General features: G+C 61.7%; 9 protein-coding genes. 5 read left to right on the top strand and 4 right to left on the bottom strand.

Annotation, left to right across the window (positions count from 1 at the left end; all coding sequences use genetic code 11):
- Positions 1-21 precede the first annotated feature (21 nt).
- Together QZ653_RS02050 and QZ653_RS02055 are read left to right on the top strand one after the other, a co-directional pair.
- Entirely contained in the window at positions 22-1,839 is a 1,818-nt protein-coding gene (locus QZ653_RS02050; protein WP_296417305.1) for an ABCB family ABC transporter ATP-binding protein/permease, read from the top strand.
- Complete coding sequence (locus tag QZ653_RS02055) at positions 1,836-2,174, top strand: hypothetical protein (protein WP_296417306.1); 339 nt, start codon at positions 1,836-1,838, stop codon at positions 2,172-2,174. The genes QZ653_RS02050 and QZ653_RS02055 overlap by 4 nt, the downstream gene beginning before the upstream one ends.
- Here QZ653_RS02055 and QZ653_RS02060 read toward each other — a convergent pair.
- From QZ653_RS02060 to QZ653_RS02070, 3 genes are read right to left on the bottom strand one after another with little or no spacing between them, the layout of a single operon-like run.
- Complete coding sequence (locus QZ653_RS02060; RefSeq protein ID WP_296417307.1) at positions 2,171-3,067, bottom strand: fatty acid desaturase; 897 nt, start codon at positions 3,065-3,067, stop codon at positions 2,171-2,173. The two genes, QZ653_RS02055 and QZ653_RS02060, sit on opposite strands and share 4 nt — an antisense overlap.
- Positions 3,064-6,867 carry an efflux RND transporter permease subunit gene (locus tag QZ653_RS02065; protein ID WP_296417308.1) on the bottom strand — a complete coding sequence of 1,268 codons (3,804 nt, stop codon included), beginning with the start codon at positions 6,865-6,867 and terminating at the stop codon, positions 3,064-3,066. The genes QZ653_RS02060 and QZ653_RS02065 overlap by 4 nt, the downstream gene beginning before the upstream one ends.
- On the bottom strand, positions 6,864-8,075 hold the full coding sequence (locus QZ653_RS02070; protein WP_296417309.1) for an efflux RND transporter periplasmic adaptor subunit: 1,212 nt from the start codon (positions 8,073-8,075) through the stop codon (positions 6,864-6,866). Before QZ653_RS02070 ends, QZ653_RS02065 begins: the two co-directional genes overlap by 4 nt.
- 259 nt (positions 8,076-8,334) lie before the next feature.
- Here QZ653_RS02070 and QZ653_RS02075 point away from each other — a divergent pair, with 259 nt between their 5' ends.
- Genes QZ653_RS02075 through der form a run of 3 tightly spaced genes read left to right on the top strand, consistent with a single transcriptional unit; the run spans position 8,335 to position 11,900 of the window.
- Positions 8,335-9,018, top strand: a complete 684-nt coding sequence (locus QZ653_RS02075) for a hypothetical protein (protein WP_296417310.1) — start codon at positions 8,335-8,337, stop codon at positions 9,016-9,018.
- A gap of 24 nt (positions 9,019-9,042) precedes the next feature.
- A complete protein-coding gene (locus tag QZ653_RS02080; RefSeq protein WP_296417311.1) occupies positions 9,043-10,380 on the top strand; it encodes a PQQ-like beta-propeller repeat protein in 1,338 nt (445 codons plus the stop codon).
- A 47-nt stretch (positions 10,381-10,427) separates the two neighbouring features.
- Positions 10,428-11,900 (top strand): ribosome biogenesis GTPase Der, encoded by a 1,473-nt coding sequence (gene der, locus QZ653_RS02085; RefSeq protein ID WP_296417312.1) that lies wholly within the window; start codon positions 10,428-10,430, stop codon positions 11,898-11,900.
- Between the two features lie 40 nt (positions 11,901-11,940).
- Here the strand turns inward: der and QZ653_RS02090 are convergent, their stop codons facing one another.
- The gene (locus QZ653_RS02090; RefSeq protein ID WP_296417313.1) at positions 11,941-12,654 is read right to left on the bottom strand and encodes a tryptophan-rich sensory protein; all 714 of its coding nucleotides are present in this window, start codon (positions 12,652-12,654) and stop codon (positions 11,941-11,943) included.
- Positions 12,655-12,677 lie beyond the last annotated feature (23 nt).

Genomic DNA, 12,677 nt, shown 5'->3' on the forward strand with positions numbered 1-12,677 from the left:
CTGTTCAGATGAAAGACCTTTATGCGCAGCCTTCCCAAAACCTCCACCAATCTTAATGATGAGCAAATTCAGGGCTGGAAGGTCGTTAAACGTGTCATCCCGTATCTTTGGCCCGACGACCAGCCATGGGTGAAACGCCGCGTTGTGGCCGCACTGGCGGTGTTGTTTCTGGCCAAAGTCATCGCCGTCGGCACCCCGATTTTCTACAAGAACGCGGTGGATGCGCTGTCTGGCGAAGGGACGGGCATGTTGCTGGCGCTGGGCGCTGTGGGCCTGACCATTGCCTACGGTGTGGCGCGGTTGATGAATGTGGGCTTTCAACAGCTGCGCGATGTGATCTTCGCGCGGGTGGGGCAACGGGCGCTGCGGGCACTGGCGCTTGAGACATTCACCCACATTCACCGGCTGTCCCTGCGCTATCACATCACCCGCAAAACCGGCGGGTTAAGCCGGATCATCGAACGGGGCGTCAAGGGGGTGGAATTCCTGCTGCGGTTCTTGCTGTTTTCCATCGGCCCGCTTGTGCTTGAGCTGTTGATGATCTCAATCGTTTTGTTTTTTCTTTTTGATGTCTGGTACTTGGCGGTCGTTGTTGGGACCATTGCGCTTTATATCTGGTTCACATTCACGGTCACCGAATGGCGCGTGAAAATCCGCAAGGAGATGAACGACCAGGACACCGATGCCAACCAGAAGGCCATCGACAGTCTTCTGAATTTCGAGACGGTCAAATATTTCGGCGCCGAAGCGCGGGAGGCCGCGCGCTATGACGTCGCGATGGAAGGGTATGAGAAGGCGGCGTTGAAGACGTCCTATTCGCTGGCCTTTTTGAACTTCGGCCAGTCCGTGCTGATCACCGGTGGCTTGGTCGCCGTCATGGTCATGGCCGCCGTGGGCGTGCAAAACGGGGCACTTACTGTGGGCGATTTCGTCATGGTGAACGCCTATATGATCCAGATCACCATGCCGCTGAATTTCCTTGGCACGGTCTATCGCGAGATCCGTCAGGCGCTGGTCGACATGGGGGAGATGTTCACCCTACTGGAACAACCCGCCGAGGTAACGGACCGCGCGGGGGCGAAGGCGCTGAACGTCACCGGCGGGGAGGTGATGTTCGAGAACGTGTATTTTGGCTATGACGCCGAACGTCCGATCCTCAAGGGCGTTGATCTGCCTGTACCTGCGGGGCAGACGGTGGCGATTGTGGGGTCCTCAGGGTCCGGAAAATCCACGCTGGGGCGGCTGTTGTTCCGGTTTTATGACGTGAACGACGGGGCCATCCGGATCGACGGGCAAGACATCCGCGATGTGACCCAAGACAGCCTGCATGACCAGATCGGTGTCGTGCCGCAGGACACGGTGCTGTTCAACGACACCATCCGCTACAACATCGCTTACGGGCGTGATGGGGCCACGTTTGACGACATCGTGGGGGCGGCGAAGGCTGCGAAAATTCACGACTTTATCGAAGGCTTGCCCGATGGCTATGAAACCACCGTGGGCGAGCGCGGGTTGAAGTTGTCTGGCGGGGAAAAGCAGCGCGTGGGCATCGCTCGTACGTTGCTGAAGAACCCGCCGATCCTGATACTGGACGAAGCGACAAGCGCTTTGGACACGGATACCGAGATGGAAATTCAGAATGAACTCAAGGCCATGGGCGAAGGGCGCACGGTGCTGACCATTGCCCACCGCCTGTCCACGATTGCCGATGCAGACCGGATTGTGGTGTTGGAAAACGGCGTGATCGTCGAAGAAGGTAGCCACGACAGGTTGCTGGAAGCCGAGGGGCGTTATGCGCAGCTGTGGCACCGCCAGCAGCAGGACGAAGAGGCTGCGTGAGCAAGGACTATCCGCAGACCCCCGACGGGCGGTATTTTGTGGCCAAGGGGCGGCTTTGGCGGCGGTCAGATCCGTCCTTGGATGAGGACACGCGGCAAAGGCACGTGAACGATTTGATGGCGGCCCGCCGTGCGGTCGGGCAGGCCCGCACCGACGACGCCAAACGCGCCGCGCGAGCCCAAGTGGATGCCGCCAAGCGCGCGCTGGGCGAGCGTGGACCCGTCTGGTGGGAAGATGACGCCCCCGATGAGACGCGCAAGGCCCCGTGGAATTCCAGCTACGCGGATTGGTGGGCGGCTTTGCCCCAACCGGCAAAGGACCGCGGGACCACCTAGCGGAGGGTTTTGGCATAATCCGCGGCGAACTGGCTGTAACCCTCGGTCATCGTGCCGATCTGGTCCGATGCGATGGTGTGCACCTTGGGCAGGGCATGAAATGGCACGGTGGGGTAGGCGTGGTGTTCTGCGTGATAGGGCATGTTCCACGCCAGAAAATTGACGATCCCGTTGGTCAGGGTCGTGCGGGAATTCAGAAACATATTGGCCACCTGCGGGCAACGCCCGTGTTCGGCCAGAAGGTAAAGACGCAGCACAGGAAAGCCCAATACCAGCGGGATCAGCCAGACCCAGATCAGGACCGGGTTGATGAATAGGGTGTAGAACAGGGCGAGACCATAGACGGCAATCAACACTCGGGCCTCGGTGGTCAGGCGCGACACCGCGCGGGGACTGACGTAACTTTCGTCCAGGCGCCCGCGTGCATTATCCCACAACGTCCGCGCCTTCGCCGCCCAATAGCCCAGCGACGACAGGTGCCAGACAAGGGCTGGCCACGTGTCCGGCTTGACGGTCCCTTGCAGTTCGGGATCGCGGTCGGGGTCATTTGTGAACCGGTGATGGGCCATGTGAAAGGCGCGGAACCAGCCAAAGGGCTGGATCAGGATAAGGGCACAGGTGTGGCCCACGACCTCGTTCAGCCAAGGCGTGCGGAACGGTGTCTGGTGGGTGCATTCATGTTGCAGTGTGAACAGGAACGCCAGTGCAATGCCAAGTGGCAGCAGACCGACCCACCACCCCGGCAGGCCAGATGCGACACAGGCGGCAAGGATCGCAATAAGGGCGATGTGTCCCGCCAGATGCCACAGGCCATGGCGATTGTTTCGGGCTGTCAGCCCCGCGCGGTCGTCGGGCGCAAGGCTGGCCCAGACCTGCGCGGGGGTCGCTGTCATTCCGCCGCCTGAAGGGGGGTGGGCGGATTGGGGCGGGTGTCGCGCTCATCCTCCACCTCCACCTCTGCCTCAAGTTCGGTGGAGTCCAGCGGTGCGTCGGGATCGCCCCAGATGATTTCCGGTGCTTTGACACGCTTGGCCTCGCGGGCCAGCGCCCAGTCTTCGGCGGCCCTGCTGGACCGGCCCCCGCCCATTTTGGCGAGCGACCACGCGCCCCAACGGGCATAGGTCGTGACCCAGACGCGCAGCGCCAGCATGGACGGCGTAAACACCAGCGTCAGCACGGTCGCAATGCCCAGGCCGAACACCACAGCCGTCGCCAGCTGTTTCCACCACAGCGATGTGGGGCTGTCGACGCTGTAACCGCCGCCGATGAAATCAAGGCTAAGGCCGAACATCATGGGTGCCAGACCGGCCATGGTGGTGATCGTGGTCAGCAACACAGGACGGATCCGGTCCTCAGCCGTGCGGGTGATCGCCTCGGTCCTTGGCATATAGCGTTCGTATTCCTGATAGGTGTCGATCAGAACAATGTTGTTGTTCACCACGATGCCCGCCAGCGCCACAATGCCCGTGCCCGTCATGATGATCGAAAACGCCTGATCCATGACCAACATACCGATCAGCACGCCGGTGGTGGACAGGATGACCGCAAGCAACACCAACACGGAGTTGTAGATGGAGTTGAACTGCGCCAGCAGGATGATGAACATCAGCGCCAGCGCGCCCATGAAGGCCGTGGCAAGGAAGGCACCGGATTCCGCCTGATCGGCCTGATCGCCGGTCCATTGATAGTTGACCGACGCAGGCAAAGGCTGGGTGTCGAGCCAGGCTGTCAGCACCTCGATCCGTTCGTTGCCGTTGATGACAACAGGCAGGGCGTCGCCATCGGTGATCGCCTGCTGCACGGCATCGACGCTGTTCGCATCGGCGAGGGTGACGAGTTCCAAAACCTCACCGCCGGAGGTTTCAACCGTCCGGGTGCCGTCGGCCACAGTTTCCCCCTCGGCCACGTCGCGGAAGATACCGAGCGTGGATTGGTCGTCGCCTTCGCCGGTGACAAATTTGGTGAGGCCGGGCAGCACGTCCGCTTTGATGTCGAAGTACCGCGCCTGATCAATGCGGTCGATCTGGGCCAGTTTCGGGACTGGCGTGCGGGTGATGAAGTTCGACAACGGCACGAGGCCTGCATTGGTGCGCACGCGCAGGCTGTCGAGGGTGGACAGCACGCGGTCCTGTTCGGGCAGGCGCACGCGGATTTCGATTTCCTCGTCCGATGACTCCACGCGCATGGTGTCCAGCAAAATGCCGCGTGTGACCAGTTGCACCATGCCGCCGACCGTCGCCACATCCGCGCCGAAACGACCGGCTTTTTCGACATCTACGTCGATCTGCCAGTCGATGCCGGGCAGGGGGCGGCTGTCTTCGATCAGGGTCAGGCCCGTGGTGGTGTCAAACTGGGCGCGGGCGATGCGCGTGGCCTCTTGCAACTCAAGCCAGTTGTCGCCCGACAGACGCAGGTGCACCGGTTTGGCCGCCGCCGGACCGCGGCTGAGGTTCAGGATTTCGGTACGGATACCGGGAATGGTTGAGAGGTTTTCGGTCAGCCGTTCCAGCACCAAATCACCGTCCAGCGTGGCCAGATCAAGATCGTTGGCGCGGGCAAAATCGGGACGGTCTTCCCACGGGACCAGTTCCAGTTGAAGTTGGCCGATGGTGTCGCGGGGGCCTTCGCCGCCGCCGGTGTTCTGGTTCAGACCGCCCGCACCGGCAAAGGCAAAGACCGACTGGATGCCCGGTTCAGCCAAGGCAATCGCCTCGGCCTGGGCGACGATGTCGTCCTTTTCGTCAATGCTGAGGTTGCCGCGCGCCTGTACGTAGACAATCGCCTGTTCGGGTTCGGATTCCACAAAGAATTCCACGCCGTTGTTGTTGGCCCCGAAGAAGGTGAAGGTCGTCATCACCGCGAAGATCACAGCGGCGATCGATACGATGGGCATGATCGGGTTGCCCGCGATGAAGTGGATCACGTGGCCGAAAATAGAGCGTCGATAGCCTGCTTTGATCCGCTTGGCGGGGCGTTCAATCTTGGCGGCCCCAACGGTGATGGACACAGCGATCGCACCGGCCAAGAACAGGATCATACCGGGGAGGGAGGCAAAAAAGCCGCCCTCAACCATAGCACCGGTGAAATAGCCGGGGTTCAGGGTCAACATAGCACCGGCAAAGACCATCATGATGGCGGGGGCAATCAGGACCACGCGGACGACCCATGGCAGGGTGCGTTTCAGGGCCTCAGACGCGGCCCCAAAGGCGTTGGACATGCGGCCCGTGACGCCGCCCATGACGGGCAGATAGATCAATGCCACGATCAGCGAGGCGGACAGCACAAAGATGATTGTGACCGGCAACATGCCCATGAATTGCCCCGGAACACCGGGCCAGAACAACATGGGCAGGAAGGCGCACAGCGTCGTCGCGGTGGAACTGACGATGGGCCAGAACATCCGCTTGGCCGCGTCCGTATAGGCCTGCATCGGCCCCGCGCCGTCTTTCATGCGTTTGTCGGCGTATTCCACCACAACGATGGCGCCGTCCACCAACATGCCCACGGCCAAGATCAGGCCGAACATGACGATGTTGGAAATCGTGACGCCCATCACGGCGAGGAAGGCGAAACACAGCAAGAAAGACGTGGGAATCGCAAAGCCCACCAGCAACGCAGGCCGCGTGCCAAGGGCCGCCAGAACCACGATCATCACCAGCGCGATGGCCGTCAGAACGGAGCCTTCCAACTGGCGGACCATGCTGTCCACGTTGCGCGACTGGTCGTTGCTGACACCCACCTGCACGGCGTCGCGCAGGTCTTGGGGCCAGCTTGCGACCTCGTCGTCGACGACGGTCTTCACCTCGGCCGCCGTGTCGATCAAGTTGAAACCACGGCGTTTGACCACCTGAAGCGCCACGGTGGTTGTGCCGTTGAACCGCGCGGTGCTGGCGCGGTCTTCGAACGTCAGGCGGATTTCGGCAAGATCCCCAAGGGTGATCACACGGTCGCCGTTGGTTTTGACAGGCAGGGTGTAGATGTCGCGCGGTTCGTCAAAACTGGACGGAATTTTGACCGCGAAGGAGCCTTGATCGGTCGCGACTTCACCTGCGGCAATCAGCAGGTTGTTCTGGGTGACGACGTTGATCAGCTCCCCTGCGGTGACGTTATACGCCTCCAGCTTCAGGGGGTCGATCAGAACCTCGATCATCTCGTCGCGTTGGCCGGTCAGCGACGCCTCAAGCACGCCGTCGATGCCTTCGACAGCCTCTTGCAGGTCTTCGGCCACTTGGATCAGGGTCCGTTCGGGGACGTTGCCGGTCAGGTTAACGATGACGATGGGAAATTCGGAAAAGTTTATTTCATTGATGGAATAATTGTCCGCACCTGCGGGAAACTGACCCTCGGCGGCGTTCATCGCATCGCGGATGTCGGCCATGGTGTCGGTCTTGTTCCAGCCGAAATCGAATTCGAGCGCGACCCCTGCGTAGCCTTCGGAGGCCGTCGCCGTCATCTCCAGCAGGCCGTCGATGTCCTGCAATTCGGCTTCCATGGGTTTGACCAGCAAGGTTTCCGAATCCTCGGCGGAGATGCCGGGGAAGGGGACGGACACGAAGATCACCGGGATTTCGATGTCAGGTTCACCCTCTTTGGGCAGGCCGTTGTAGGCAAAACCGCCGGCCAGCAGGGACAGCACGATAAAGGCAATCACCATCCGCGCGCGGGAGGCTGCGACATCAACGAGTTTAATCATCCCTCGGCCTCCTGCATGGTCGGTATGACGGGCACGCCGTCTGTGACGTATTCCTGACCCACAACGATCACATCGACCGTCTCGGGCAGGCCCGTGACCCACATGCCGTCGATGGTGTCGCGCAACACGCCCACGGGCAAAAAGCGCGCGATGTTGCCGTCGCCCACAACGCGGATGCCGATGTTGCCGTCATTGTCCAAGGTCATGGCAGAGGCAGGCAGCAGATGCGCGCTGCGCCCGTCCGACGCCACAAGGATTTCGGCGGTCTGGCCGTCGCTGATGGCAAAATCGGCATTGGGCACTTCGATTTCTACGCGGAAGGTGCGGGTTTGTTCATCGGCGGACCGAGACAGGAAGCTGACCTGACCCACGACCTCTTGTCCCGATGTCAGACGCGCACCGGCCTGCGCGCCGACAGCAATCTGGGCCACGTTGTCTTCGGGCACAAAGCCCACCAGTTTGATCGGGTCCAGCTGGATGATCGTGGCGCAGGGCGCGCCGGGCTGCATCAGCGTGCCCAGTTCGGCGGTGTCTGATTCCAGCAGGCCGGAAAACGGTGCCGTGATGTTAAGACGGTCCAGTTCCTTTTCAGCGGCGGCAACACCGGCCTGTGCGGCCTCAATCCCGGCCTGTGCGCCGGTCACCTGGCTTGTTGCACGTTGGACACCGGCATTTGCGGCCTCAAGCGCGGCTTCGGCGCTGACCAGACGGGTGGTGGAGGCAAAGCCGTCCTGGCTGAGCTGGCGGGCGGCGTTGACGTTGATTTCAGCCTCACGCACGCGGGCCTGCGCCTCGGCCACGGCGGCCTGTGCCTCGGGCACGCGGCCTTGTGCTTCGGTCAGGCGGGCGCGCGCCTCGGCCAGCATTGATTCCCGCGTGCCGGGGTCCAGTTGGCACATCAGCTGGCCTTCCTCGATGGTGGCGCCTTTGCGGATCGGTTCTGAAATGACCTGACCGGATGTTTCGGAGGCGACGGTGACCTGACGTGCGGCCTCTGTGCGGCCGCGCAGAACAACGGCACTGTCCACGGTTTCCGCGCGCGATGTCATGGCGACGACGCTGACGGGGTCGATGGTGTCCTCGTCCCCCTGTGTGTCATCTGTCGCGGGTTCGACCTGTGCAAATGCCAGAAGCTGTTCACGTTCGAACACCAGCGCATACAGGGTCAGCGATACGATGATCGCGGTGAGAAGGGGCATGATACGCATTAAGCAACTCTCAAGATCGGGGCCGGGCCGCCGCGGATGCGGGCCTTGTCTATGTCCTGCGACATATAAACCATTACGCTAAACTGACCAGTTCAGATTAAAGAAAATTTGCCGCAGGTGCAACATAGGAAAGTAAATGGGATTTACATTTCCGGTCTGCAAGTCTTTTGCCGCTTTTGGCCGCCCCTTGATCGTGCAACCCTTGCCCCCCTTTGCCGCTTCAAGATAAGAGGGGGCCACGACATGGGGTGAGGACCAGATGAGCAATACAGACAGCTTCATAGACGAGGTGTCCGAAGAGGTCCGCAAGGACCGGCTTTTCGGCTATATGCGCAAGTATGGCTGGATCGCTGTTCTGGTGGTTCTGGTGCTGGTGGGAGGCACCGCGTTCTCCGAATACCGCAAGGCACAAGCAGAGGCTGCGGCCAAATCCACGGGCGATGCGATCCTGACCGCGCTGGAAATGGACGATGATGCCGAACGGACGGCTGCGTTGCGCGCGGTTGAGGCCGAGGGCGGTGCTGCGGCTGTGACAGGTCTGCTGGCGGGGTCTGATCTGGTCGAAACGGGTGAGGCGGAAGCCGCAACCGAGGTTCTGAACGCCGTGGCCCTGCAAGATGATGCGCCACAGGTGTACCGCGATCTTGCGGCATTGAAGGCTGCGATGATCACAGATGGTCCCCTGTCCGAAGATGACCGACGGGCCACGTTTGAACGCCTTGCTGCCCCCGGTGCTACATTCCGCCTGATTGCGCAGGAACAGCTGGCCCTGATGAACGTCGCCGCCGGTGAAACGGAACTGGCGCTGGACCAGTTTGCCGCCATCGCGCAGGACGCCGAAGTCACGCGGGGCTTGCGTGATCGCGCATTCGGCATGATTGTGGCACTGGACGGTGATATCGAGAGTTTGATCTTGGGCAACACCGACCCGATCGACCAATAAACCCGACCTAAAGGGGGGGATGACGTGACAGGCCAAGACACACCCAACACGGGACGTTTTCGGACATCTTTGCTGGCCCTTCTGGCGGCGACGGGCCTTCTGGCGGCCTGCGGCGAACGGGACATCATCCTTCCGGGTGAACGGCTTGGCATCCGGGGCGAGGCTTTGGGTGCGGATGCTTTCATCAATGAGGCACGCCCGATTGCGCTGGCCGCCCAGGTGACCAATGCGGACTGGACCCACCGCAATGGCGGACCGGCCCACCGGATCACCCACCCCACACTGGGTGCCGCGCTGACGCCGGTCTTTGCCGCAAACATCGGTGCGGGCAACACCCGCCGGTTGCGGATCACGGCCGATCCTGTGGTGTCGGGCGGTCGAATTTTCACGCTGGATGCAAAATCGCAGGTGACGGCAACATCAAGCGCCGGTGAAACCCTTTGGGCGCAAAGCGTTATTCCCGTGACCGACAATCCCACCGATGCATCGGGCGGCGGTCTGGCCACGGATGGCGACATTGTTGTGGCCACCACCGGTTTCGGTGAGGTCGTGGCGCTGGATGCAGCGTCGGGCGGGGAAATCTGGCGTCAGGATCTGGACGCACCGGGCACATCCGCGCCCACGATCCGGGGTGATCTGGTCTATGTGGTCAGCCGCGACGGGCGCGCTTGGGCGATTGAACGGGGCAATGGCCGCGTGCGCTGGACCATTGGCACCACGCAGCCGGTGTCGAATTTCTCGGGCGGGGCGGGGGCGGCTGTGACTTCTGATCTGGCGATCTTCCCGTTCCCGACGGGCGAAGTGTTGGCGGCGTTCCCCGATGGTGGTTTGCGCCGCTGGTCAACGGTGGTGACTGGGCAGCGCCCCGGTCAGGCCGCATCGAACATTTCCGACATTGCCGGTGATCCGGTGGTCGATGGCGACCGCATCTATGTAGGCAATGTGTCGGGCCGTGTGGTGGCCTTGAATGCAGCCAACGGCGACCGTGACTGGACGGCGACCGAAGGGGCCGTGGGCCCTGTCTGGCCTGCGGGCGGGTCGATCTTTATGGTGAACGATCTTGGGGAATTGTTGCGGCTGGATGCGGCTGACGGCACACCGGTCTGGCGCGTCGCGCTGCCCGGATTTGAGGAAACCCGCGAACGTCGCCAGAAAACACGTTTCGCCCATTACGGCCCGATTGTTGCGGGGGGCCGCGTTATCGTGGCCAGCGGTGACGGGCTGTTGCGGCAGTTTGACCCGACCTCCGGCGCGCTGGTGGGCACCGCCCCGATCGCCGGCGGGGCCGCGTCGAACCCTGTTGTGGCGAACGGGACACTTTATGTCGTGACACAGCGTGGGCAACTGGTGGCTTTCCGTTAGGCGGTAAAGGGTGTAGTGGGCGGCACTTAACCTGATAGAGTCGCATCATGTCCTTCACACTTGCCATCGTGGGCCGCCCCAATGTGGGCAAATCCACCCTCTTTAACCGTCTTGTCGGCAAAAAGCTGGCGCTGGTCGATGACCAGCCCGGTGTGACGCGCGATTTGCGCGAAGGGGCTGCGCGGTTGGGGGACCTGAAGTTCACCATCATCGACACCGCCGGTCTGGAAGAGGCGACGGACGACAGCCTGCAGGGCCGTATGCGCCGCCTGACCGAACGCGCCGTGGAAATGGCAGATGTGTGTCTGTTCATGTACGACGGGCGCACAGGCGTCATGCCCGCGGATGAGGTGTTTGCAGATATTCTGCGCAAGAAAAACGCCCATGTGATCCTCGCCGCCAACAAATCCGAAGGCAAAGCCGCCGATGCGGGTGTGTTGGAGGGGTATAATCTTGGCCTGGGCGAACCGATCCGTTTGTCGGCTGAGCACGGCGAGGGGTTGGGTGAGCTTTACGATGTCCTCATGCCCTTGTCCGATGAGTTCGAAGAACGCGCCGCGGCGGACGCGCCGGAAACGGATGTGGATGTTGAGGACGACGAGGACGATGAGGGCGCGCGCGTCCCGACCCGCGCCAAGCCGTTGCAGATTGCTGTCGTGGGGCGCCCGAATGCGGGCAAATCCACGTTGATCAACAAAATCCTTGGCGAAGACCGGTTGCTCACCGGACCCGAGGCCGGGATCACGCGGGATGCCATTTCGGTGCAGATGGATTGGACGGCAGGCGATAGCACGGTGCCGGTGCGGATTTTCGACACAGCTGGTATGCGCAAACGGGCCAAGGTTCAGGAAAAGCTTGAGAAATTGTCGGTCAGCGACGGTCTGCGCGCGGTAAAATTCGCCGAGGTCGTGGTGGTGTTGCTGGATGTGGAAATTCCGTTTGAACAGCAGGATTTGCGCATTGCCGATCTGGCCGAACGGGAAGGCCGTGCAGTGGTTCTGGCGGTGAACAAATGGGATATGGAGCCTGAAAAGCAGGCCAAGCTGAAAGAGCTGAAAGAGGCGTTCGAGCGGCTGTTGCCACAGCTGAAAGGCGCGCCGTTGATCACAGTGTCGGCCAAAACGGGCCGCGGTCTTGACCGTCTGCAAGAGGCAATTCTGCGCGCCCATGACATCTGGAACCGCCGCATCACCACCGCGCAATTGAACCGTTGGCTGATGGGCATGACCGAGGCGCATCCGCCCCCCGCACCGGGCGGGCGGCGCATCAAGATGCGCTATATGACGCAGGTGAAAACGCGACCGCCGGGGTTTGTGGTGATGTGTTCCCACCCCGACATGTTGCCCGCCAGTTATTCGCGGTATCTGGTCAACGGTTTGCGGCTGGATTTCGACATGCCCGGCACGCCGATCCGCCTGCATTTCCGGTCACAGGCGGACAAGAACCCCTATAAGAACAAGACCAAATCCACGCCGTCCCGTCTGCGCAAGCATTTGGGCAAGGGACGCGCCGACGAGTAGGGTTTTCAGGTATTTCTGAACCAGAGAAACGGGGCGTGGTCTAGGACGCGACCGGGCGCGTGTCATTGCGGGTTTGATAGGCGAGGAGTGCGCCGATCAAAACGATGCCAATGGCGGCTTCGGCAGATACAAGGGTCATACCGTTGGCGACAATGATGCCGACCGATGCCCAGATCACCGTCAATCCGTAGCCGGGCGCGTTGGGCTTGATCCATTGGACGGGCAGGGCGATGGCGAGTGCCAGTGCGATGCCCGCATAGGCCCAGCCGGTTTGATCAAACAGCACGCCGTAGCCTGCCATGGTGGATCCGACGGACACACAGGATGCGGCCGTCAGCCAGCCTGCGTAGATCGACACAGGCCAGCGCGCCCAGCCCGCGTCATGCGCTGGCGCGCGTAACATCGCGATCACGGCGGGCACGGCCATGGCGATGATCAGGACCGTGGCCCCAATGGCGGTCTGGTTGGCCACCCACAACCACGGGGTGCCCAAGGCAAGGCTGACAATCAGCGGCGCGCGCATGATATCCCACGCAGGATCCGTGGCCCGTTTCCAGACGCCAAAGACCGCCGAGACCACCAACCAGCCGTAGATCAGCCCCCAGATGGAAAAGGCATAGCCCGCCGGCTGGATGGGCGGGTCGATCTGGGGGATGGGCAGTTGATCGGCCTCGAACCCCGAAAAAGGAGATGTCAGGGCGGGCGAGATCACGAAGGTGATTGTGAACAGCAATGTCAGAAGTGCGCGGGTCATTTTGGGCCTTTGATTGTGTGGTG

The sequence above is a fragment of the Pseudooctadecabacter sp. genome (genome assembly GCF_020627745.1).
In the GTDB taxonomy this organism is placed as follows: Bacteria; Pseudomonadota; Alphaproteobacteria; order Rhodobacterales; family Rhodobacteraceae; genus Octadecabacter.